This window comes from Streptomyces chrestomyceticus JCM 4735, from assembly GCF_003865135.1.
Classification (GTDB): domain Bacteria; phylum Actinomycetota; class Actinomycetes; order Streptomycetales; family Streptomycetaceae; genus Streptomyces; species Streptomyces chrestomyceticus.
The window spans coordinates 4,426,539-4,450,109 of sequence record NZ_BHZC01000001.1 but is presented as its reverse complement, the minus strand read 5'-3'; the positions used below and the strand labels follow the sequence as shown (position 1 = coordinate 4,450,109).

18 protein-coding genes are annotated in these 23,571 nt (G+C 72.2%); 6 read left to right on the top strand and 12 right to left on the bottom strand.

Features of this window, described 5'->3' with window-relative positions:
* The first annotated feature begins 102 nt into the window (after nt 1–102).
* Entirely contained in the window at nt 103–1,038 is a 936-nt protein-coding gene (locus EJG53_RS18945) for an SURF1 family cytochrome oxidase biogenesis protein (RefSeq protein WP_125045841.1), read from the top strand.
* A 12-nt stretch (nt 1,039–1,050) separates the two neighbouring features.
* Here the strand turns inward: EJG53_RS18945 and EJG53_RS18940 are convergent, their stop codons facing one another.
* Nucleotides 1,051–1,887: a pentapeptide repeat-containing protein gene (locus tag EJG53_RS18940; protein ID WP_244955213.1), complete on the bottom strand. Its 837-nt coding sequence runs from the start codon at nt 1,885–1,887 to the stop codon at nt 1,051–1,053.
* Nucleotides 1,888–2,134: 247 nt separating this feature from the next.
* Nucleotides 2,135–4,039, bottom strand: coding sequence for a S9 family peptidase (locus EJG53_RS18935; RefSeq protein ID WP_125045839.1), 1,905 nt, complete (start codon nt 4,037–4,039; stop codon nt 2,135–2,137).
* Nucleotides 4,040–4,108: 69 nt separating this feature from the next.
* Here EJG53_RS18935 and EJG53_RS18930 point away from each other — a divergent pair, with 69 nt between their 5' ends.
* Nucleotides 4,109–4,960, top strand: coding sequence for a class I SAM-dependent methyltransferase (locus EJG53_RS18930; RefSeq protein WP_125045838.1), 852 nt, complete (start codon nt 4,109–4,111; stop codon nt 4,958–4,960).
* A gap of 85 nt (nt 4,961–5,045) precedes the next feature.
* Here EJG53_RS18930 and EJG53_RS18925 read toward each other — a convergent pair whose 3' ends face one another.
* The 5 genes from EJG53_RS18925 to EJG53_RS18905 all read right to left on the bottom strand — a co-directional run bounded on the left by EJG53_RS18925 (nt 5,046) and on the right by EJG53_RS18905 (nt 11,667).
* Nucleotides 5,046–6,071 carry a PLL family lectin gene (locus EJG53_RS18925; protein WP_125045837.1) on the bottom strand — a complete coding sequence of 342 codons (1,026 nt, stop codon included), beginning with the start codon at nt 6,069–6,071 and terminating at the stop codon, nt 5,046–5,048.
* A gap of 181 nt (nt 6,072–6,252) precedes the next feature.
* Nucleotides 6,253–7,638, bottom strand: a complete 1,386-nt coding sequence (locus EJG53_RS18920) for a cryptochrome/photolyase family protein (RefSeq protein WP_125045836.1) — start codon at nt 7,636–7,638, stop codon at nt 6,253–6,255.
* Nucleotides 7,639–7,707: 69 nt separating this feature from the next.
* Nucleotides 7,708–8,103 (bottom strand): hypothetical protein, encoded by a 396-nt coding sequence (locus tag EJG53_RS18915; protein ID WP_125045835.1) that lies wholly within the window; start codon nt 8,101–8,103, stop codon nt 7,708–7,710.
* A gap of 391 nt (nt 8,104–8,494) precedes the next feature.
* Nucleotides 8,495–10,123 (bottom strand): protoporphyrinogen/coproporphyrinogen oxidase, encoded by a 1,629-nt coding sequence (locus EJG53_RS18910; RefSeq protein WP_244955212.1) that lies wholly within the window; start codon nt 10,121–10,123, stop codon nt 8,495–8,497.
* Complete coding sequence (locus EJG53_RS18905) at nt 10,120–11,667, bottom strand: globin domain-containing protein (RefSeq protein WP_125045834.1); 1,548 nt, start codon at nt 11,665–11,667, stop codon at nt 10,120–10,122. Before EJG53_RS18905 ends, EJG53_RS18910 begins: the two co-directional genes overlap by 4 nt.
* A gap of 468 nt (nt 11,668–12,135) precedes the next feature.
* On the opposite strand from EJG53_RS18905, the gene EJG53_RS18900 reads away from it, so the two are divergent.
* From EJG53_RS18900 to EJG53_RS18890, 3 genes are all read left to right on the top strand, one after another.
* Nucleotides 12,136–12,894: a response regulator gene (locus tag EJG53_RS18900; protein ID WP_125045833.1), complete on the top strand. Its 759-nt coding sequence runs from the start codon at nt 12,136–12,138 to the stop codon at nt 12,892–12,894.
* A gap of 284 nt (nt 12,895–13,178) precedes the next feature.
* Nucleotides 13,179–14,924, top strand: coding sequence for an aa3-type cytochrome oxidase subunit I (gene ctaD, locus EJG53_RS18895; RefSeq protein ID WP_125045832.1), 1,746 nt, complete (start codon nt 13,179–13,181; stop codon nt 14,922–14,924).
* Between the two features lie 116 nt (nt 14,925–15,040).
* A complete protein-coding gene (locus EJG53_RS18890) occupies nt 15,041–15,592 on the top strand; it encodes a hypothetical protein (RefSeq protein WP_125045831.1) in 552 nt (183 codons plus the stop codon).
* 33 nt (nt 15,593–15,625) lie between these two features.
* Here the strand turns inward: EJG53_RS18890 and EJG53_RS18885 are convergent, their stop codons facing one another.
* From EJG53_RS18885 to EJG53_RS18875, 3 genes are all read right to left on the bottom strand, one after another.
* Nucleotides 15,626–16,768, bottom strand: coding sequence for an SPFH domain-containing protein (locus tag EJG53_RS18885; RefSeq protein ID WP_125045830.1), 1,143 nt, complete (start codon nt 16,766–16,768; stop codon nt 15,626–15,628).
* Nucleotides 16,769–16,782: 14 nt separating this feature from the next.
* On the bottom strand, nt 16,783–17,034 hold the full coding sequence (locus EJG53_RS18880; RefSeq protein WP_125045829.1) for a hypothetical protein: 252 nt from the start codon (nt 17,032–17,034) through the stop codon (nt 16,783–16,785).
* 101 nt (nt 17,035–17,135) lie between these two features.
* Nucleotides 17,136–18,080: an alpha/beta hydrolase gene (locus EJG53_RS18875; protein ID WP_244955211.1), complete on the bottom strand. Its 945-nt coding sequence runs from the start codon at nt 18,078–18,080 to the stop codon at nt 17,136–17,138.
* 420 nt (nt 18,081–18,500) lie between these two features.
* Between EJG53_RS18875 and EJG53_RS18870 the strand changes: the two genes are divergently transcribed.
* Entirely contained in the window at nt 18,501–19,313 is an 813-nt protein-coding gene (locus EJG53_RS18870; protein ID WP_307721692.1) for a winged helix-turn-helix domain-containing protein, read from the top strand.
* A 290-nt stretch (nt 19,314–19,603) separates the two neighbouring features.
* Here the strand turns inward: EJG53_RS18870 and EJG53_RS18865 are convergent, their stop codons facing one another.
* Both EJG53_RS18865 and EJG53_RS18860 read right to left on the bottom strand, forming a co-directional pair.
* Entirely contained in the window at nt 19,604–20,893 is a 1,290-nt protein-coding gene (locus EJG53_RS18865; RefSeq protein WP_125045827.1) for a wHTH domain-containing protein, read from the bottom strand.
* A gap of 35 nt (nt 20,894–20,928) precedes the next feature.
* Entirely contained in the window at nt 20,929–23,271 is a 2,343-nt protein-coding gene (locus EJG53_RS18860) for an HD domain-containing protein (RefSeq protein WP_125045826.1), read from the bottom strand.
* Nucleotides 23,272–23,571: the final 300 nt, after the last annotated feature.

The following is a 23,571-nucleotide window of genomic DNA, read 5'->3' as shown; positions in this document are numbered from 1 at the left end:
CGGCCCGCCTGCCCGCGTACGAGTCCTCATCCGGGCCGTGCGCGGCGGCGTGGTACGGCCCCGCCGTCCGGTCCGGGTGGCGCTCCCCGTACCGTGGGCCTTGTGTACCGATTCCTGCTGACCCCGCGGTGGTGGGGAATCAACGTCTTCGCCGTACTGGCGATTCCTTTCTGCATCTTCATGGGAAGCTGGCAGTTGAGCCGCTTCGAGGACCGCGTCGACACGCACCACCAGCAGGAGGACCGGTCCGCCGAGGCGAAGACCGCGGCCGCCCGGCCGCTGGACGAGCTGCTGCCGGTGGACAAGGTCACCTCGGGCCGCCAGGCCACCGCCACCGGCCGCTACGACACCGGGCACCAGTTGCTCGTCCCGGACCGCCGCCTCGACGAGCGGAACGGCTTCTACGTACTGACGCTGCTGCGGACGGACGGCGGCAAGGCGCTCCCGGTCGTACGGGGCTGGCTGCCCGGCGATGCGAACGCGCCGGAGGCCAGGGCGAAGGTGCCCGCGCCGCCGAGCGGTGCGGTGACGGTCACCGGGGCCCTGCAGGCGTCGGAGAACCAGGGCACCGACGGGGTGCACGCGGGCGGCGGGCTGCCGGCCGGACAGCTCGGCATGATCAGCGCGGCGTCGCTGGTCAACATCGTCCCGTACGACGTGTACGACGCCTGGATCACCGTGACCGAGGCCGAGGCGCCGCTGGTCGCCGTGCCGCCGACGGCGGCGGAGGGCAGCGGGCTGGACCTGAAGGCGTTCCAGAACCTGGGGTACACCGGGGAATGGTTCGTGTTCGCCGGGTTCGTGATCTTCATGTGGTTCCGGCTCTTCCGCCGGGAGGCGGAGGCGGCCAGGGACGTGGCGCTGGGGCTGGTCCCGGCGGAGGAGGGAGCGACGGCCGAGGGCTCGGGGAACGCCGGGCCGTCCGGGAGCGACGGGCCCTCCGGGAACGCCGGGCCCTCCGGGAGTGACGGACCTTCCGGGGGCGACACGAACGGTACGGCCGGCGCGAACGGCACCCCCTCCGCGACGCGGTCCTGAGCGGGCTGCCCCTTACTTCCAGTGCGCCGGGCGGCTGAGCGCCTCGGGCAGCTTGGTCGAGGCGTCGCCCTTGGCCGCGTTGAGCTGGGCCTGGGTGAGGAAGATGCTGCCGGTCAGGTCGGCTCCGCTCAGGTTCGCGTCCCGGAAGTCCACGCCGATCAGGTCGGCGGTCCGCAGATCCGCGCCCTTGAGGTCGGCGGCGATGAGGTAGGCGCCCCGCAGGTTGGCGCCCCGCAGATCGGCTCCCCGGAGCCGGGCGCCGATCAGGTCGGCTCCCCGGTGGTTCTTCTTACGGCCGGGAACGGTGGCCCGCACCAGTTCGCTGGCGCGCAGCAGCAGGGCGTTGACGTCCTGCCGTACGGCCGCGACGTCCACCTCGGCGAGCGCGTCGGCGCTGCCTCGGGTGAGCCGGTCGGTCTCGTCCAGAGCGCGGCGGAGGTCCTTGTGCACGGGGCGGGCGGCCGGCAGCTCCAGCGCCTCGGCCAGGTACCGGAGCAGCTCGTGGAGCTGGCGCATGACGGGGAACACGTCGAACATCTGCCGCGCGGTGCCCGGCGCGGCGCGCCAGTCCGTACCGCCGAAGGTGACCTGGGAGACCTTCTGGCCCGCGCCGAAGCAGTCGAAGACCGTACAGCCGGAGAAGCCCTTGTCGCGGAGGCGGGCGTGGATGCCGCAACTGAAGTCCGCCCGGAGGTTGGTGCACGGCTTGCCGGCGGGCTTGTCGACCGCGAAGTCGGCGGAGGCGGCGAAGGGCAGCGCGACGCAGCACAGCCCGAAGCAGTTGCCGCAGTCGGCCTGCAGGTCGAGACGGTCGCCGCCGGCCGAGGGGGCTTCATGCTTCTGGGACACCGTGAGTGCTCTCCTGCCACAAGACGAGCGGGAGTGCGCCCCCGCTCCGTTCCACGTACGAACCTCCATTCTCCCGGACGGGGGAGAGGGGCGGGGGACATGGGGCGGGGTGGTGGGGAGACGGGGGCGTGAGAGGGGGCCGGGGCAGGCTCCGGGGCCGGGGGCCGGGGCTGGCCTGGGGGCCGGGGCGAGGTCCACGCGACGCTCTGGGGGCCTCCCCCCCCGCCCCCACCCCCGCTCTCGCGAGCTACTGCTTCAGCTCACCACTGCCCTCCACCCCTTGGCCCTGTCCCTGGCCCTGGACCTGGCCCATTCCCAAATACCGCCGAGTGAAGTCCAGCTCCAGACGCACCTGCTTGATGCGCTCCTCCACGACCAGGGAGCCGTGGCCGGCGTCGTAGCGGTACACCTCGTGCGGGTGGCCGCGCTCCTTCAGGCGGTCGACGTAGTTCTCCACCTGGCGGATGGGGCAGCGCGGGTCGTTGACCCCGGCGGAGATGTAGACCGGCGCGCGCACCGCGTCCACGTACGTCAGCGGCGACGACGCCTCGAAGCGCTCCGGCACCTCCTCCGGCGTGCCGCCCAGCAGCGTGCGGTCCATCGCCTTCAGGGCCTCCATCTCGTCGTGGTACGCCGTGACGTAGTCCGCCACCGGGACCGCCGCCAGGCCCAGCGCCCACGCCTCCGGCTGGGTGCCGAGGCCGAGCAGCGTCAGGTAGCCGCCCCACGAGCCGCCCGAGAGCACCAGCCGCTCCGGGTCGGCCAGTCCGGAGGAGACGGCCCACTCCCGCACCGCCGCGATGTCCTCCAGCTCGATCAGCCCGACGCGGTGCTTGAGGGCGTCCGTCCACTCGCGGCCGTAACCCGTCGAGCCGCGGTAGTTCACCCGCACCACGGCGAAGCCGTGGTCCACCCACGCCGCGGGCGCGGACGCGAATGCGTCGCTGTCGTGCCACGTCGGGCCGCCGTGGATCTCGAAGACCGTCGGGAACGGGCCATCGCCGGCCGGCTGCTGCACGAGCGCGTGGACCGTGCCGCCCGGGCCCTCCACCCACGCGTCGGTCACCGGCACCGAGCCCGGCGCCTTCATCCCGGGCGGGTCGAGGACGACCCGCCCGGTCGTCGAGCGCACCTCCGGCGGCTGCGCGGCCGACGACCAGAGGTACTCCACCGAGCCGTCCGGCCGCGCCGTCGCCCCGGCGACCGTCCCGGCGGGCGTCTCGACGCGGGTGAGCTGCCGGGTCAGCGGCTCGTAGCGCCACAGTTCGGCGCGCGCCCGGAACTCGTGCTCCACCAGCAGCGCCGCGCCGTCCGGATACCAGTCGGCGGCCACGTCGCCCGGCAGGTCGATGTCCAGGGCGCTCTCCTCGCCCGACAGCGGGTCCCAGATCATCGGCTCCCAGCGGCCGCGCCGCTGGTGCCCGACGAGCAGCCGGGAGTCGCCGTCCACCGGCGCGAAGCCCATCACCGACAGGCCCAGCTCCTCGGTGCCGCCCTTGGTGTCGTCCAGCTCGGCGACGGTCGAGCCGTCCGGCCGCACCACCCGGATCGCGGAGTGCATCGCGTCACCGTGCTCGGTGTGCTCGATCGCGATCAGTGAACCGTCGTGCGACAGGGCGCCCACGCCCGCCGACTCGCGGTGCCGGTAGATCTCCACGGGCGCTTCTCCGGGCCGTACGACGTGCAGGGTGGTGCCGTCCTCGTCCGTGGAGCGGCCGATCACCGCCGTGCCGTCCCGGCCGAGCGCCAGGCCCGCCGGGTACGAGGGCTCCAGGCCGGGCGCGGCCGGCTCGTCCGGGCCGCCGCCGAACGGCTGCCGCTTCCAGATGCCGAACTCGTCCCCGTCGGTGTCCGAGAACCACCAGATCCACTCGCCGTCGGGCGTCAGCGTGCCGTCCGTCGTGCCGTTCGGCCGGTCGGTGGCCTGCCGCTGGCTGCCGGTCGCCCGGTCCCAGGCGTACAGCTCGAAGGTGCCGGTGGCGTTGGAGACGAACAGCGAGCGGTCCGGGGCGTCCTCGGCCCACTCGGGCAGTCCGACCCGCGGGGCCCGGAAGCGCTTCTCCCAGTCCGGCGCGGCCTCGGGGGAGCCGGCCGCCCCCGGGGCGCCCGCCCCGGAAGTGCCGGTGTTGGCGTTGGTGGTCTCGTCAGTCATGGCCCCATTCTGCGCAGGCCCGGAAAAATTCCGCTGACACGGCCCCCAGCCTGTGGATAACTTCGCCGCATGCGGACACACACGGGACCTGAGGACTGGCGTGCGGCCAACCGTGCCATGTGGGACGAGCGGGTTCCCCTCCACCTGGCGAGCGACTTCTACGACCAGGACGGTTTCCGCCGGGACCGGGACGTCATCCGTGACTTCGAGGCGGCGGAGGTCGGCGACGTCACCGGCAAGTCGCTGCTGCATCTCCAGTGCCACATCGGCCAGGACACCCTGTCCTGGGCCCACCGCGGCGCTGCCCGCGTGGTCGGCCTGGACTTCTCCGAGCCCGCGATCGAGGCCGCCCGCGAGCTGGCCGCCGAGGTCGGTATCGGCCCCGGCCGAGCCACCTTCCTCACCGCCGACGTGTACGACGCCGCCCAGGCCGTCGCCGCGTCCACTGCTGCGCCCTCGGTGTACGACGTCGTCTACACCGGCCTCGGGGCGCTCTGCTGGCTGCCGGACATCCGCCGCTGGGCCGAGACGGCCGCTTCCCTCGTCGCCCCCGGAGGTTTCCTCTACCTCGCGGAGTTCCACCCGCTCACCGACGTCCTGGACGACGAGAGCGCCTCGCGCGTCGCGTACGACTACTTCAGCCGGGACGCGTGGGTGGACGAGAGCCCGGGGACGTACACGGACTTCTCGGCCCCCACGGTCCACAACCGCCGCGTCGAGTGGCAGCACACCCTCGGCGACGTCGTCTCGGCGCTGGCGGCGGCCGGGCTGCGCCTGGAGTTCCTGCACGAGCACGACATGACGATGTTCCAGCGCTTCGGCTCGCTGGTACGCGGGGACGACGGCTACTTCCGGCTGCCCGCCGACCGCCCCCGCGTCCCGCTCATGTACTCGCTCAAGGCGACGCGCCCGCGCCCGTAAGGCCCGGACGGACGCGGGGCTCACACGGGCGCGGGACGCACACGGACGCTGGACTCACACGAAGGGGCTCAGGCGAACGCGGCGCTCACACGAACTTCTGCGGCCGGTGCCACAGCGCCTCGTCGGTGCCGCGGAAGAACAGCTCCAGCCGCCCGTCCCGGTTGGTGCCGACCACCGGGTCGCCGCCGACGTTGCGTACGACCTCGAAGTGGCCGCTCCAGTCCACGCCGTTGATCTTCGATTCCTCGGCCACGTACATGTGGCCGTTGGTGCTGTGGTGGAAGACCACCAGCCGCCCGTCGGCCGCGCGCGCCAGCGCGGGCGTGCCCTGGACGCCGCCCCCCAGGCTGGACGCGGAGGTCCAGGAGTCGTACCCGGCCTTCTGCTGGATGTGCCACAGTTGGGTGTCCGTGCCGCGGAAGAACACCTGGATGCGCTGGTCCGAGTCGAGACCGGCCTCGACGCCGCCGCCGATGTTGCGTACCAGCTCGAAGTGGCCGCTCCAGGAGTCGCTGGAGTCGGGGACCTTCTGCTGGTTGTCGTAGAGGTTGCCGTTGGTGCTGTGGTGGAAGACCTCCAGCTTGCCGTCGCCGGCCCGGGCGACCGCCGGGTTGCCCTGCACGCCGCCGGCCAGGCTGGACGGCGCCACCCAGTTCTCGTAGTCGACGTTCTGCTGGTACACGTGCCACAACTGGGTGTCGGTGCCGCGGAAGAAGACGTCGAGGCGCCCGTCGGCGTTGAGGGCCGGGACCGGGTCGCCGCCGATGTTGCGCACGATGATGTCGTCGGGGCTGAAGCCGACGTTGATCGCGCCCTGCCGTACGTGGTGCAGGTGACCGTCCGAGCCCTTGTAGAAGACCGAGATACGGCCGTCCCGGCTGCGGATGGCGTTGGGCTCGCTGCCCAGCGAACCGCCCAGGTTCTCCCAGTCGCTCCAGCCGCCGTCACGCTTCTGCCAGATGGTCCACAGCGCCTGCTCGTTCTTCCCGCGGGCGAACACCTGGAGCCGGCCGTCGGCGTTCGGGGCCACGGAGGGGTTGCCGACGATCTGCCCGTGCAGGGACGCGGCCTCGTCCCAGGCCAGACCGGGTGTGGTGGGGATGTCGACCATGATCGCTCTCCTTCGTGCGTACGAGTGGAGCAGGTCGGCGCACAGGCTAGCCACGGGAACGGCGCCCGAGAACACGGCTCGGCCGATTGACCGGAACCGCCCGTCATACCCGGCCATGAGCGACATCGGGGGACCGGCGAGGGCGCCGTCCACCGGCGCCCCACCGGCCCGCCCTGTCCCCCTACTCCAGCCCGCGGGCCTGCTTGAACCGCGCCAGGCCGTCCGCCAGGTCGACCACCGGTTCCGGATAGTCCACCTTCGCCCGCGCCGCGGCGGGCTTCAGCTTCCACGGCTGGTGCACCGCGCCGCCCTCCAGCCCCGGTACGTCCGCCAGTTCCGGCACCCAGCGCCGTACGTACGCGCCGTCCGCGTCGAAGCGCTTCGCCTGCGCCAGGGGGTTGAGGACACGGTTGGGACGGGTGTCGGTGCCGGTGCCCGCCGCCCACTGCCAGTTGAGCTGGTTGTTGGCCAGGTCGCCGTCGACCAGGAGCGACAGGAAGTGCGCCGCGCCCAGCCGCCAGTCCAGATACAGCGTCTTGGTCAGGAAGCTGGCGGTCAGCAGCCGCGCGCGGTTGTGCATCCAGCCCTCGTGGGCGAGCTGCCGCATCGCCGCGTCCACGATCGGGTAGCCGGTGCGGCCGGTGCGCCACGCCTCGGCCTCCTGCTCGTCGCGGCGCCACAGGTCGTGCCGCGCCCGGTAGTCCGTATGCGCGGCGGACGGGCGGGCCGCGAGGACCTGATGGTGGAAGTCCCGCCAGGCCAACTGCCGTACGAACGCCTCGGCGCCGTCCCCGGCACCGCCCGCCTCAAGGGCGCGCCGCACCAGTTCGACGGCGGACAGCGTGCCGAAGTGCAGATGCGGGGAGAGGCGGGAGGTCGCAGCCCCGGCGAGGTCGTCCTGCCCCTGCGCGTAGCGGCGCAGGGGAGCGCCCATCCAGGCCGTTGCCCGGCGGCGGCCTTCCGCCTCGCCGCCCGCCGCCAGCCCGGGGGACACCCCGGACACGTCACGCCGTCGCGGTACGGGTCCGGAGCGGGCTGCCTCGGGCACCCGCACCCGCCGGGGCGCCCGCAGTACGTCACGGTGGCGTTCGGCCTGCCAGCGGCGGAAGTACGGCGTGAAGACCGCGAAGTGGTCCTTGCCGGCCGGGGTGACCTCGCCGGGCGCGAGGGCGGTGACCACCGCGTCGTGCACGTGCAGCCGCCGTCCGTCGGCCTCCAGGGCGCGCCGCAGCCGCTCCTCGCGGCGGTGCGCGTACCCGCTGACCCCGCCCGCCACGTGCACGTCGCGCGCGTCCGTCTCGGCGGCGGCCCGCGCGGTCTCCTCGACCACGTCTCCCGTACGGACGACGAGCCGGCCCCCGCGGGCGCGCAGCGCCTCGTCCAGGTCCGCCAGGCAATCGGCCAGGAAGGCGCGCCGGTTGGGGACGTCGAAGCCCGCGGCCCGTACGCCGTCGTCGAGGACGAACAGCGGCACGGCACCGCCCGTGCCCTTCGCCGCGGCGTGCAGGACGGGATTGTCGTGGACCCGCAGATCGGAGGTGAACAGGGCGATCGAGGCAGCACTCATGCGGGTCGCTCCGGGCGTTGTGGGGGAGGGAAAGGGAGAGCGGGGGTGGGGTGGTCAGGGCGCGTACGGTTACGCCCGCGCGCCCCGGTCGCGCCGGCCGGACGCCGGCCACAACACCCCCGCGACCGACAGCGCGCCCCACCCCAGGGAGACGGCCACCGCGGCCCGCCGCCGCGCCCGCCCCGGCAGGGTCACGCCGAGCAGCGCCGCGTCACCGAAGTCCGCCGCGATCCGCAGACAGGCGGCGGTGCGCAGGGCCGGTCCCGCCGGTGCCAGGACCAGCGCCAGGCCGCAGGCCGCGTCGCGCCAGGCCAGCGGGCGCAGGGAGGTACGGGTGGCGGGGGCGGTCCGGCCGGTTGCTTCCGCGAGGCCGGAGGGCTTGGCCAGCAGGCCGGGCCAGGTGGTGACCGCCAGGCCGTACAGCGTCGTCGTGGCGCCCACCGTACGCAGCAGTCCCACGTGCATCGTCCGCCTCCTCCTGTCGGCCGCCACGGCAGGCCCGGGGCGTGCGCCTGCGCGTACCCACTCTTCACCAGCTCCCCCTCGACCTCGCGCAGGCTCTCCCGCGCGGCCTTCAGATGGCCGCCGGACCGGTCCGGTACGAGAGGGACGCAGATGCCCTGGCAACTGCGCCGGGGCGCGGGGGCGGCTGAGGTGGAACGCGCGGTCGAGGGGGACGACGATGTCCTCAATGTGTTCGGGGCGCTCGGTGCGGCAGAGGCGTCGCTCCACGGCGCGCCCCAGCCATCCACGAGCGTGCTCCGTGGCGCAGGCGCCGGAGCACGTACCCACACGCCTCAGCGTGCGCGTACGCGCCCCCAACGCCCTCGGGCCTACGGGACCCGTACCGGCCCCGTCAGGCCGCCTCCGCCGCAATGATCTCGTCGGCCGCACGCTGCCCGCTCGCCACGCAGTCGGCGACGCCCACACCGTCGTACGCCGCGCCGCACAGCCGCAGCCCCGGCAGCGCGGACAGCCCGTTGCGTACCCGCGTCACCCGCGCGGGGTGCCCGACCGCGTAGTGCGGCAGCCCGCCGATCCACCGGGTCACGTCGGTCGCCACCGGGCGCGCGGTCAGCCCGGTGGCCTCGCCCAGGTCGCGCAGCGCGGCGCTGACCAGGTCGGCGTCGTCCAGGTAGAGGACCTCCTCCTGGCCGTACCGGCCGATGGACGTCCGCAGCAGGAACAGGTCCTTGGCCCGCTCCGACAGCCAGTCCCACTTACGGGTCAGGAACGTGGACGCCTTGATGGTGTGCCCGTCGCCCGGCGGCACGAGGAAGCCGCACCGGCCGTCGAACGCCGTCAGCCCTTCCAGGTGCGAGCGCCGGAACGCCATCGTGACCAGGGCCATCGACGCGTAGGCGACCTCGGACAGCTCGGCCGCCGCGAGCGGCGCCTCGGCGGCGAGCAGGGTGGCCGCCGTCCAGGCCGGAGTGGCGAGGACCAGACCGTCGCAGAGCAGGGTGCGGGCGGCGGTGCGGACCTCCCAGCCGTACGGGCCACGGGTCAGCGCCAGGGCCGGGGTGTTGCGCAGGATCTCGCCGCCGGCGGCGCGTACGGCATCGGCCACGGCGCCCGCCAGGGTGCCCGCGCCCCCGTCCAGCCCGAGGTAGTCGGGGCCGCCGCGGGAGAGGTCCGGGATGGTGTGAGCGCTCTGGGCCCCGCCGGGGAAGCCGCCCGCGGACTCCGGACCGGCACAGACCGCGTCCGCGCCCGCGCCGGTGCCAGGCCGGGTGAACCCCGAGCGCGGCCGGGGGATGAGCGGCCCGGAGCGCCCCCGCCCGGAAAGGCCCGGCTGACCGGCGGCCCCCGGCCGGTCGGCGAGGCGCCGCTGCTCGGCGATCCGCCGTTCCTCCGCGATCCGCCGCCGCTCGGCCGCCTGCCGTTCCTCGGCGACGCGCCGCTGCTGCTCGGCCGTCCGCCGCCGCACCGCCCGTACGCCGGTGAGCAGCGCGCCGTCCTGCCGGGCCGCCTCGAAGAGCTGCGGCACGGCGGCCCGCAGGGACACCTCGTACGTGTCGGCCGTACGGGCCCGCCCGAGGACGTCCCGTCCGCGGCAGCTCGGGATCGGCCGCAACGCACCCCGCGTCCAGAGCGCGGCGTCCGTCGCGGCCGGGACACGCAGCCGGTCGCCGAGGCCGACCGCCCGCGCCAGGTCGACCGCTTCCGGCCGGGGCACCCGCAGGGCCTCGGCGCCCAGGTCGACCGGCGTTCCGGCGATCTCGCCCGAGCGGAGCTTGCCGCCGACCCGGCCGGTGGACTCCAGCAGCGTCACCCGCAGACCCGCGCCGGTCAGCCGGTGGGCGGCGGCGAGCCCGGCGATGCCGCCGCCGATGACGACGATGTGCCGCGCGAGCGTCGGACCGGACACGTCGGACCGCCCGGACGCGGCGGAGTCTCCCGTCCGGGGCACGGGACCTGCCGCCCCGTCAGGCCCGGGACGCGTAGCGGTACGTACGGCGGACACGGTCGTCGGCACGCTCATGAGTCGGCTCCTTCGAACGTGGTGCTCGCGGTCGTCCGCCGCCCGGCCGAGGCGCCCCGGGACCGGGACACCACGGCGGGGCCGCCCGCCGCCGGATCGCCGGCGGCCTCCCCGGGGCGGGACGGCGGGCGCAGGATGTCGGAGAGCGGATCGTGGCGGATGTTCTGCGGCGGCACCCCGGCGGCGGTCAGCCGGGCCACGGTCGTGTCGACCACCGCGGTCGGCCCGCTGACGTACGCGAGGTGTCCCGACCAGTCGGTGTGCCGCGTCACGGCGTCGGCCACCGTCTCGGCCAGCGCGTCGTAGCCGTACGCGTCCGGCCCGAACGAGCCGCCGGTCTCCGGCCGCCGCCCGATGACGGGCGTCACCCGCAGCCAGGGCCGTCCCCGCTCCAGCTCCGACGGCGCTCCCGCGTCGTACAGGTCGGCGAAGCTGTGCGCCCCGAGGAACAGCCGTACGCTGCGGTGGCCGCGGCGCGCCGACAGCTCCTCCAGCAGCGCCTTCACGGGCGCCCAGCCGGTGTCCGCCGCGACCAGGACCAGGTCGCTGGCCAGCTCGTCGTCCAGCGTCATCGACCCGCGCGGCGGGCCGACCCGCAGCGTGTCACCGACCGCGGTGTCCGCCACCAGCGCCTCGCTCACCCCGCCCGTGCAGGTCTGCCGTACGTGGAACTCCAGCTCGGCGTCGGACCGGGGCGCGCAGGCGATCGAGTACTGCCGCCACGCCTGCGGCAGCCGGGGCGACTCCAGCGCCGCGTACTGCCCGGCCCGGTACGGGTACGGCTCGTGCGGCCGCACCCGCAGGACGGCGAGGTCCGGGCGGCGCCGCTCGTGCGCGGTCACCGTGGCCTGCCAGTACGGCGGTTCGGCGAGCGCGGCCTCGGCGCCGCTGACCATGGCGGCGACGGCGAACCGCAGCATCCGCACCCACGCCTGCTCCACGGCCTCGGCCCAGCGCGGGCCCGCCGTACGGCGCAGCGCCTCGCACAGTGCCGCCTCGAACGCCTCGAAGTGCACCGGACGCACCCCGAGCTTGCGGTGGTCGCGGCCGAGCCGCCCGAAGACCTCCGCGATGTCGTCGGGCCGGTGCAGGTTCTCGATCAAGTACCAGAACGCGCGGGCCAGATGGGCGCGCTGGAACTCCATCGACTCCGGGAACAGCGACCGCAGATAGGGCCACCGCCGGAACATCGCGTCGTAGAGGTGGGTGATCAGCTCGCCGAAGGGCGTCACGAGTTCCAGGTACTCGGTGATCACCCGCTGGTCGGCGGCGCCGTCGTAGGCGTCGCCGGAAGCGTCGGTGCGGGCCTCGCCGTACGGATCTCCGGGGTACCGTCCGGTGGTCCCGGAGACGTTCCCGGAGTGGATCGCGGGCTTGCCGAGCGCGCGGGGGCTGCCGGACGGACCGTTCGGGCCGTTCGACTGGCCGCCGTACGTCGGGCGCTCCTGGACCGCGTCCTCGCGCGGCGAAAGGATACGGCGGCGCAGCCGCATGGCCTCGTGCCGGGCGAGCAGGGCGTGGTAATCGTCGTTGACGCCGCTCATGGCCGCTCGCCCGGGTTCGTGACGGAGGCCGCGCGGGCCGCGGAGCCCTGGCGGGCCGGGGCGAGGGGGGAGACCGGGAGGGCCGGAACGGCTCGGAGCGCTCTGACCGTGAGGGCGTACGACGCGAGGGCGTACGACGCGAGGCGTGGCATGAGCGGACCTCCTGAAGGGGATGGGGCGCGTCAGTATGGCACCAGGCAAAGGTGCCCAAACGGCCCTATTCCCCAGGGACTTTCGGCCCTCGCCGGGTACGGGCGCACGGGTGTGTGATGCCCTCGCACCCCTTTGCGCGCGGGCGGTTCACCTCCCCCGGCTACCGCCGGAAGCCGCTCCGAACGCGCGCGTACGGAGCGGGTGTTACGGCGGCGGCGGGCCACCGGCCCGGGCGGCCGCCGACCGGCCCGCCCCGCCGGACCGCCGCACCATGGACCGGTACCCCGCACGCCCGGCCGACAGATCGAGAGCCGCATGAACCAGCACACCGGACCCATCGGAACCACCGGCCCCGCCGCACCGGACGCGCAGCCCCTGCGCGTCTTCATCCTCGACGACCACGAAGTGGTCCGCCGGGGTGTCCGCGACCTCCTCGACGCGGAGGACGGCATCGAGGTCGTGGGGGAGGCGTCCAGCGGACCCGAGGCGCTGGCCCGGGTGCCCGCCGTGCGCCCGCAGGTGGCCGTGCTCGACGTACGGCTGGGCGAACGGGGCGAACCGTCCGGCGGCGACCACGAGGGCATCGTGGTCTGCCGCGAACTGCGCGCCCGTATGCCCGACCTGGCCTGCCTGATGCTCACGTCCTTCGACGACGACGAGGCCCTGTTCGACGCCATCATGGCGGGCGCGGCCGGGTACGTCCTCAAGCAGATCAACGGCTCCGACCTGGTGAACGCCGTACGGACGGTGGCGGCGGGCAAGTCGATGCTGGACCCGCGTACCGCCTCCCGCGTCATGGCCCGGCTGCGCGCGCCGCAGCAGGCCGAGTCGTCCCCGCAGTCCGAACTGGACCGGCTGGCACCCCGTGAGCGCGAGATCCTGGAGCTGATCGGCGAGGGCCTGACCAACCGGGAGATCGCGGACCGGCTGTTCCTCGCGGAGAAGACGGTGAAGAACCGCATCTCCACGATCCTGTCCAAGCTGGGGGTGGGCCGGCGGGTGCAGGCCGCCGTGATCGCCGGGCGGATACGGGGGCAGCAGGAGCGGCAGGGGGAGCAGCGCGGGGGGTGGTAGCCCGGCCTCGTCGTCCGGCCCGGCCACCTCTCCCCGCCACCCCTCCCCACCGTCCGATCTCGTCACCCGGCCCCGTCACCCGGACCTCGCACCGGGCCTGACGGCCTCTCACTTCAGGGACCGTCGGCAACCGCCCCGGCCCGCCCGGCCCTATGGCGGCGGATGCGCCGCGACGGACCCTGAAGAGGCCGGGAAGAGCCGGTCTCTCCCCCGTGCTGAGGCTCTTCCCGGCCAGAGTCGGAGTCAGGCGCCAGCGGTGCGCCAGAGGTGAAGGACACACCCCGGTGGACGGATCGGATACTCGTACGCAGCCAGACCCCGAAGCGCAGGGAGGTCCTGACGCTACGGCGGGCCCCGCCACCGGGCCGGACACCCACCACCGGGACGACCCGCCGCGCGCCGCACTCGGCCCCCGCCCGGTCCGCCGCCGTATCCCGGTGGAGTGGCTGACCACCACCGACCACAAGAAGATCGGGACGCTCTACCTCGTCACCGCCTTCGTGTTCTTCCTCGTGGGCGGCCTGATGGCCCTCCTGATGCGCGCCGAACTCGCCCGCCCCGGCACGCAGATCATGTCGAACGAGCAGTTCAACCAGGCGTTCACGATGCACGGCTCGGTGATGCTGCTGCTGTTCGCGATGCCGCTGTTCACCGGCTTCGCCAACTGGCTGATGCCGCTCCAGATCGGCGCGCCCGACGTCGCCTTCCCGCGGCTGAACATGCTCGCCTACTGGTTCTTCCTGTTCGGTTCGCTGATCGCGGCGGCCGGCTTCCTGACCCCGCAGGGCGCGGCCGACTTCGGCTGGTTCGCGTACGCGCCGCTCTCGGACGCGGTGCACTCGCCCGGTGTGGGCGCCGACATGTGGATCATGGGCGTGGCGTTCTCCGGGTTCGGGTCCATCCTGGGCGCGGTCAACTTCATCACCACCATCATCTGTATGCGCGCCCCCGGCATGACGATGTTCCGGATGCCGATCTTCACGTGGAACGTGCTGCTGACCGCGCTGCTGATCCTGATGGTCTTCCCCGTACTGGCCGCCGCCCTCTTCGCCCTCGAAATGGACCGTAAATTCGGTTCGCACATCTTCGACGCGGCCAACGGCGGCGCACTGCTGTGGCAGCACCTGTTCTGGTTCTTCGGCCACCCCGAGGTCTATGTCCTCGCCCTGCCGTTCTTCGGCATCATCTCCGAGGTCATCCCGGTCTTCTCCCGCAAACCGATGTTCGGCTACATCGGGCTGATCGCCGCGACGATTTCCATCGCGGGCCTGTCCATCACCGTGTGGGCCCACCACATGTACGTCACCGGCGGCGTACTGCTGCCCTTCTTCGCCTTCATGACCTTCCTGATCGCCGTGCCGACCGGAGTGAAGTTCTTCAACTGGATCGGCACGATGTGGAAGGGCTCACTGTCCTTCGAGGCACCGATGCTCTGGGCCACCGGCTTCCTCATCACCTTCGTCTTCGGCGGTCTGACCGGCGTCATCCTGGCCTCGCCGCCCATGGACTTCCACGTCTCCGACACCTACTTCGTCGTCGCGCACTTCCACTACACGCTCTTCGGTACGGTGGTGTACGCGATGTTCGCCGGATTCCACTTCTGGTGGCCGAAGTTCACCGGCAAGATGCTGGACGAACGGATCGGCAAAATCACCTTCTGGACCCTCACCGTCGGATTCAACCTCACCTTCCTCGTCCAGCACTGGCTTGGCGCGGCGGGCATGCCCAGGCGGTACGCGGACTATCTCGCCGCCGACGGATTCACCACCCTCAACACTCTCTCCACCATCGGCTCCTTCCTGCTCGGCCTGTCCTTCCTGCCCTTCTTCTACAACGTCTGGAAGACCGCCAAGTACGGCAAGAAGGTCACCGTCGACGACCCGTGGGGCTACAGCCGCTCCCTGGAATGGGCCACCTCCTGCCCGCCGCCCCGCCACAATTTCACCTCGCTGCCGCGCATCCGCAGCGAATCCCCGGCCTTCGATCTGCACCACCCGGAGATCGCCGCCTTGGAATCGAGCCGCACCTGAATCCCCGGCCCACGGCTGCGGAAGCCCGCCGACGCTTCCGCAGCCGTGGTCCGGCCCGACAGGGCCACACCCGTCGTCCCCCTCCCCACCACCCCTCCCCGAGGGAGGAACCCACGATGTCCCACCCCACCCTCGCCCTCGGCGCCACCGCGCTCTTCGCCGCCGGCTGCGTCTGGTACCTCCCCGCGGCCGCGGCCCTGCGCGCCGGCGCCGACCGGCCGTACTCGCACCGCATCGCCGCCGCGTCCTGCGTCACCTTCTGGTGCACGCCCGCGCTGGTCGCCGTACTCCTGCTGACCCCGGCCCCCTGGCCCGCGCTCGGCGCCGTAGCGGCCGCCGGGCTGCTCACGGCCGCGGCACTGCTGGCCGTGTCCCGCGTGCAGCGCGCCCGCGAACAGCACGAGGAGTCACAGCGCTGGTCCACCCTGCACCAGGGCGGCAAGGGTGCCCCGGCGCCGCCCCGCAACCCGGCCCGTGCCCAACTCACGTTCCTGCTCTACCTTTTGCCCGGCAACATCGTCGCCTCGGTGATCGCCGCCACCGTCCTGCTGACGGCGGACAGCCTGACCCACCAGAGCGCCGTCACCGCGACCATGACCGCCGTAGGCATCTCCGCCGCGTCCCTGGCCCTCGCCGGCACCCGCGCCCAGGCGACCCGCCGCCACTGACACCCGTACCGCCGATACTGCCCCTCGTACCGCCTACTCGATCTCCACCCGCCCGCCACCCTGCTCCGGCACCCGCCCGTCAGCCGTGCTCTCCTGCGGCGCGCCCAGGTTGCGGCGTACGGAATCCAGGATCGTCAGGCCCTGCCCCACCAGCCCGGCCGCGATCTCTCCCAGCCCGTCAGCACCGTTGAGCACGTTGACGTTGGCGCCGGAGAGACCGGCGGCGGCCTCCTTGACGATCTGCGGGAGCTGGTCGATCAGCATCCGGTCCAGTGCTACCCGGTCGTACGACGCGGCGGCCTCCGCCTGGATCTTCATCCGCTCGGCCTCGGCCATGGCCAGCACCCGGATGCGCTCGGCATCCGCCTCGGCAGGCTTGACCACCTCGGCCACCAACTGCTGCTGGCGCAGTTGGGCGGCCCGCTCCGCCAGTTCGGTCTGCGCGTCCAGCACCTCCTGCTGCGCATGGGCCTCCGCCAGCGGCCCGGCCTGCGCGGCCTGGGCCTGGGCGCGGTCCACCTCGGCCGAGTACTCGGCCTTGACGACGGCGGTCTGCCGCGCGTACTCCGCCTGCTTGCGCGCCGCCTCCTGCTCCGCCTCCGCCGCGGCCTGCGTCGCCTGTGCCTGGGCGATCTGCGCCTGTCGCTGGATCGCCGCCTTGTGCGGGGCGGACATGGCGTCGATGTAGCCGGTGTCACCGTCGTCGATCGACTGGATCTGCAACGAGTCCACGTGCAGCCCGATCTTGGCCATCTCCGACTTCGAGGTGTCCAGCACCTCGGTGGCCAGCTTCTGCCGCTCGGTGACGATCTCCTCCACCGTCATCGAGCCGATGATGGAACGCAGGTGACCGGCGAAGATCCGGCCGGTCAGCACCGACATCTGGTCCTGGTCGGAGAGGAACCGCTGGCCCGCGTTGACGATGCTCTCGGTGTCGTTGCCGACCTTGAAGGCGATCACGGCCCGTACCGTCAGCGCGATGCCCTGCCGGGTCACACAGGTCTCGACGACCTCCGACTCGCACATGGCCAGGGTCAGGAAGCGGGTCTTGCGGAAGACGGGCAGGACGAACTTGCCGTGGCCGGTCACCACACGGAACGGCGCGCCTCCGAGGCCACGCCGGCCACCCGAGATCAGCATCGCCTCGTCGGGGGCGGGAACGCGGTAACCGAACATCTCTCGTCGTCTCCTCAACCGGCGTCGCCGGCGTCACCGGCCAACGCGTCCAATGGATCGGCCCATCTGATCACGTCGACCTGGCGACCACCCCGGGACGCGACCACGAGCACGGCCGCCCCGCGCGGCAGGGGGTCCTCGGACCAGGCGAGGAACGTTTCCGTCCCGCCCCTGACCCGCACCAGGACCTCACCGGGCCCGGCAGCACCACGGGTCCCCAGCACCAGCTCTCCGGCACAGCCGAGCACCGCCTCGTCCGGCATCATCGGCGGCCGCCCCCTCGTCGCTCTGGCCTGCGTGACGACCCTAGCGTCCCACGGCCCCGCCCCACCGGCCCCTGACTCCTGGCCGGACGTCCGTACGTCCGTCAGCACTTCGGCAGGTCGCGGGCGAAGAACGACCGCACCTGACGGCGTACGGCGGGCACCGACCACGCCGGATCGGCCGCACCCACCAGCCTGGCCCGGCCCTCGGCCGTCATCAGCCCCGCCGCCTGCAACTGCGGTGCGACGGCCGCATAGTCCGTGAACACCCAGTGCGACGTACCGTCGAGCCGGTCCCGTCGCGTGTGCCCTCCCGGGTGGGAGAGCGCGGCCTTCCAGGAACGTTCCATCTCCGCCCGGCCGGCGAAGCCGTCCGTCCCCACCAGGAGCAGCGGCCGGTCCACCCCGTCCCGGGCCACCGGAAGCAGTTCCCCGGGGCGCCCGGAGGCGTCCGGCGCTTGGTCGAGGAAGCCCTCCCAGCCGACCGCGGCGCCGATACGGAAGTCCTCGTACAGCGCCTGGGCGGCCGCCGTGCCGCCCGCGGAGTGCCCGTACACACCCACCCGCCGCAGGTCCAGCGCCCGCCCCAGCCCTTCGGGCACCGGCCGCCCCGCCGCGTCCGCATCCCGCCCGGCCACCAGCTCCGTCAACCGGCACAGGACGGACCGCAGGTCGGCGACGCGCGCAGTGATCATCGTCCGGAACTGCTCCGCATCCGCCCGGGGATCACCCCGGAACACGGTCGTACGCACCCGCCCCCGCCCTTCCCGCGCCACCGGGAACTCGACGGCGAGGGCGTCCCCCGGATGATCGACGGTCACCACCACGGACCCGTGACTCGCCAAGTCCACGGCCACCGAGGCTCCGAGAGCGCGCGGGTCGCCCCCACCAGGGCTGTAGAGCAACACGGGCCACCGTCGCTCGCACTGCGCGGGAGCGTCCACGTACGCGCCGGTCGTGGTGGCCGCCCAGTCCACACCCGTAGACGGCAGCTCCGGGTGCACCTGCGGCGCAACCACCGAGAACACGTCCGCGACATCCGGCGTCATGTGCCGCGTTTCCGCCGCCCCTTGAACCGTACGAGCCGGATAGAACACCGTGACCATCACCTCGCGCACGGCGATCGCCGGCGCCCACGGATCCCTCCTCGCCCCATCAACGAGATACAGCGAGGCAGCCCCGACCGGGTACTCCCCGCCGGGCACCGGCAGCCGCAGCCGAAGGCCCCCTCGCCTGACGCCCGTGCACGTGACCATGTCCACCATCGCCTCTCCTCCCATCAACCGATCGCGTGAATACTGGCCGGGGGCGGGGGACGCGGCCGATGGTTGAGGCCCTGCCCGAAACGATGGCGCAACAGCACCAGGGGGAGTACGAGACCACCGGGGGACTCAGTGATCCGTATCCATTTCACCGCTGCCGACTTCGCGCGGGTCCGGTTCGCGCCCCGGCCGGCGCCCTTGCAGGAGATGAACACGGCTTTCCTGAAGGTGGCGTGCGGCGACGACCCGCTGCTTTTCGGCCACTGGAGACGACGCCTGCTCCGTTCCCTGCCGCGCACCGCCCTGCCCCTGCGCGACCTGGTCCCCGCAGGCCAAGCACCCACCTTCCTCGACGTATTCAGCGACTCCCTGGTGGAGGGCCTCGACTCCGTACGGACCACCCCGCAGGACCTGGTCCGCTCCGAGATGCGACGGGTGTACGGGAGCAGCGGCAGCCCGCCGCCCCCATGGGTCCGCGCCCTCTACCGCGGCGACAGCGATGCCTGGTCCCTCCTGCGCCGGGCCCAGCAGGCGGCCTTCGAAACGACTCTGCGCCCCGTATGGCCCCTGGTACAGGACCTCCACCGCGACGAATTCACCCGCCACGCCCTGACCGTCGCAGAACACGGCACAGCCACCGCCCTGACCCGGCTCGTCGGCGCGTCCCACCTGGACGGCACCCTCTGGGAGCTGCCCGCACCTGCCTCCCGGGACATCACCCTCAACGGCCGAGGCGTCCTCCTCCTGCCCACCTTCCACTGGACCGGCCATCCCCTGGTCGGCGACCATCCCGACCAGCCGGTGACCGTCACCTACCCGGCAGGCCCCGGCCTCCCGCTCACACCCTCCGGTGCGACAGCCCCCGCCGACGCCCTGGCCGCCGTCCTCGGCCGGACCCGCGCGGCCATCCTCGGCCTCTTGGCTGAACCCCACAGCACCTCCGACCTGGCGCGCCGCCTCCGGGTCAGTAACGCCACTGCCTCTGCGCATACGGCTGCACTGCGGGGGCGGGGTTGTTGACCACGGCGCGGGCTGGGAGGGCGGTGTTGCATCGGCGGACGGAACTGGGGGCGCTGCTGGCCAGGCGTGCGGAGTGAGTGCGTGTACGGGTGGTCACTCCGGTTGTTCGGTCGGCACTCGTGCCAGGGCTGCCCTTACGGTTTCGGCCAGGTCCGCTACGTGCATGCCCATACCCCGCAGGTATTGGGCGGTGACCGCCACTGGCATGTCTGCGTACCGGGCGGTCCAGATGAGCTGGGCGAGCGACATCGGAGGGTCCTTCGGCAGTGGCTTCCGCCGATCGTCGGCCGTCAGGAGACGGAGTGCGGCGCGGTGGGTGAGGCCCGGCGGTACGTCGTCGTGGGAGACCCGGAGTCCGTAGGAGCGGAGTCTGGTGGCCAATTCCTTGGGGCGCCGACCCAGGTCTCGGGCGGCAATGACGAGGCGGAAGAAGGGGATCTCGTCATCGGGGGTGAGCCGGTACCACCAAGGGGGGTCCCTTCGTGCAGCGGTTCGAGCGAACTGAGGCGCGACAGGTCATCCCGGCTGAACAGCTCACGGTCCAGTTCGGTCGCCCGCTGCGGCAGAACCATTTCCGTCTTAACCCAGTAAGCAGCCAGCCGGTTGAGCAGCGTGCGAATACTCAGGCCCAAGTGCGCGCTGACGTCGATAAGTTGGTGGAACTCCGGTGCGCGATCGGTCCGAAAGGGCGCCCAGAAGGCTTCCCCGCGGCCTGCGAGAAGCTGCAGGTCGTCGGGTGAAGACCGGCAGGTCGGCCGCGGTGGCAGCTCGAAGCCCAGGCATCCGTACGCTGCCCGTGCGTCGTCCGCCGACCAGCCCATCCGTATCTGTGCGGCGAGGATCTGCCAGGGAGTGAGAGGCCGGTCGGCGTCCAGCCACGGCCATTGCCCGTCGTGGCCTTCACTGAGCCAGTTGACGTACGTCTGGTCCGGCCAGTCCGGGAAGTCGAACGGCTGCACTTTCAAGCCGTACTGTTCAATCCGATACTGCACCTCCCTCGGGTCCAGCCCTGTCCGCAGGGCGGCCTGTGCCACGTGGCCCGGTGGTACGGGGCTGTCGTGCCAGATGATTCTCCCCTGGACGGTGTCGCCGTCCCCATGCAGAAGCTGGAGGTCCACCTCATCGGGTGCGCCCTCCGGCAGTTCCTCCGGCACGACACTGATGCCGTAGTGGCGGAGCCTGACCGCAGCTTCCGCCGCGCTAATCCCGAGCTTCTGGCCGACCCCCAGCAGATCACCGATCACCGCGTACGAGCGGCCGTGACGATGCGGCGTGTCTAGCCAATCCATGTCTGAGAGGCCCGACTCCTGCAAGCTGGACGAGTCGGGAATAACCAGCTCAGGGGCACCGAAGAGACGCCGCCGGGCTGCTGGGCCAGATGGTTCGCAGCCGAGTCGTCGGCTGATGCCGAAGACGTCCGACGGGGCGGGGTATCCCAACCCGAAGGGCTTCCCGCCGAGCAACTCCACATCCGAGGGCCTGGCCAGGACCACTTGGCGTGGCTCGCCCAGCTCCGGCACGAGCTGCGTCAGCTCAAGTGCGAGATGGCTGCCTTCGTGGGCGAGCGTACGCCAGAGCAAGAGGTGGTCCGGTATGGAGTAATGGAAGCCGCCCGCTATATGGGCCGTGCGGTGGTCCGGCGCCAACAGGGGGCAATGAGCTCTAGGTCGATAGGGAAGCATCCGGCCGCTGCGAGGACTGGCGTATCCGCGCGTACACGGAACCCGACCCTCGCATCGAAAGCGGCCGCCGCCACCAGGTCCGCAGTGCGCGGGCTACTTTGGGCGACTCCATGCATCCATCCCAGCGTGAGGAAACCCGTCGCGTCCGTCACCAGGGCAGGCGCCGCTGCCGTCAGCAACTGTTCGACCTGAGCCGACACATCGTCCAACACCGTGAGACGGTCGGTACTGAGGTTCCGGGGAGCGTGCTCTCCGCTCAAATTCACCACGACACCACGAGGCCCCGACAGCACGCCGACCTTCCGCCCCGGTTCAATCCGGAGCCCGTCCACCAGCAGCATGCCTCCCTCCTTGCACCAGATCACTTGTGTGCCCGGCGGGCTGTCCTGCCATTCGACCGACTGGTGGTACACCCTGGGGTATTCCGGTTGGAACACCCCGGCGTCCCACACTCTTCGCCGGGTACCGTGCTCCACAGTCGTGCGGAACTCGGCGATGTGCAGCACTTCGCCCAACGCGTGCAGCCCCGACCAGGAACGATGCTCGTTCCGCAGGTAGAGCCGTACCCGGGTGCCGGGCTTCCGGTCCGCCTGCCCTGCCTTCTCCACGATCCGGAACAGGTGATTCGGCCCAAGAATGTGCGCCTCCACCACCGGCCCGCCCACACCGTCCAGCCCCATCCGGCAGGACGTCACCCGGATCTCGTCCGCGAGCATGAAGTACGACAGGACACCGATGCCGAACCGGCTGTTGGGGTAGAGCCGTACCGGTGGCTCCACCCGCTCCCACTCCGCCTGCTCCAGCAGGAAGTCGGGCTGCTCGGCGAAGCGGGCACCGGCGTGCGAGAACACCCCGCGCAACTCCGCCTCGCCCATACCGATCCCGTCGTCCGAGCACTCCAAATACGGACGGCCGTCTTCGTCGACCCCCTGCCGGAAATCGATCCGACCCTCGTACGGATGGAAGGGACGGCCGGACCGCTCCAGGTACTGCGTCCTGGCACGCCGGTAGCGACACGCGTCGAGAGCGTTCTGGTACAGCTCCCGCACGGCAAGACCGTGGTCCTTGTAGAGCTGGGTGCCGGTCAGCAGACCGCGCACCCGTCGGTCGTCCAGCCGAAAGCGCGCACTGCTGCTGAACGTTCCTTCCGCCGGGACCACACCGTCCGCGGAGACCCGCGCGGGTAACGCCGGCATCGGCTGGGTGATCCGGTCGGGTACGGTGCGGCCGACCGCCAGCAGCAGCCCGTCCAGCCGCTCGGTATGCTCGCGCAGCGCTTCCACCACGGCCTCGTGCTCGCAGACCGCCTTCAGGACCGGCAGCGCCGGCGGTCCGCTCCATGCCGACCCGGCCAAGGTCCGCCGTACGCCGTCCAGGTCGACGGGGTTCGGGATGCCGGTGTGCTCGACCACCGTGTCCGGCAGCACCGCGAGTTCGATCGCGGAGCCGTACGCGACGGCCAGCAGCAGACTCGCCCGTCGCTCCCTGATGCGTTGGTGGCCGGGCCCGGGTAAGACGTCGTCCGCCTCCAACTGACCTAGATGCTCGGCATTACAGACCTCGGCCCCGAGCCGCAGCCCCGCCAGAATCCTCGCCAGCCGTCGCGGACTCAGCGCCTCCGTCAGCGGACCATGCTCGTCCACCAGCTCAGCAGCCAGGTCGACGAGCCGACCCGCCCCCTTGTCCTCCTGCGCGAGCCAACGGCGGTACAGCCACCACCCGATCACCGAAGAGGACTCCGGCCGCAGCTCCGCCCGGTTCACCAAGAGGCCGTGACCGGCCAGGAAGGACTGATAACCGGCCCGCCACCCGGTCGCTTGCGGCCGGGACCGCAGGTCGGCCGGGACGACCTCCACACGGGAAGCCACCAGAAGAAGCTGATGGGCCTGGTAGAGGTAGGGCAGCAGAACGAGCATCCCGGCTTCGGCCGGGTAGAGATCGAGCGCGCCGTCGGGCTCCCCGAGCAGCCACTCGACGCGGTCAGCGAACCGCGTAGCGAACCCGGGGTCGGCCCACGGGTCCCCCGCGATCCGCTGCTCGGCGGCATCCCGGACAGCAGCCAGCCGCCCCGCCAGCCGGGCCGCATGCTGCCGGCAGGGCTCGGCGTCACGCTGGGCCGCATGCGCCCAGACACCCGACTCCAGTACGGCCCTGACCCACGGCTCCTTCGGCGGCGTGGGCTCAATGGCAGCCTGGACGGTCACCGAGGCGGCCTGGATGACCGGCGCCTCGAAATTCCCCCCACTGATCGCATTCCTGACCCCGTCCTGCACCACCCGCTGCCCTCCCCGGTCGCTGCGGTGAGCCAGCTTAGGAGACCGGTACGCGGGATACGTGAGGTTCGATGACCGGATGCGGAGTCGTCCGCCGCGGCAAGTGCGGGCCGGCGCTGTGTCGTACATCACCAGCGGCTGATCCGGGTGCACTGGCCCGGACCTCCCCAACGCCGCCAGGAACGAGTCAGGGCCACCGACTCTCACGAGTCGGTGGCCCTTGACCTGCTACTTCTCAGTCGGGGTGGCGGGATTTGAACCCACGACCTCTTCGTCCCGAACGCCATTCTCGTGATCCTTGAC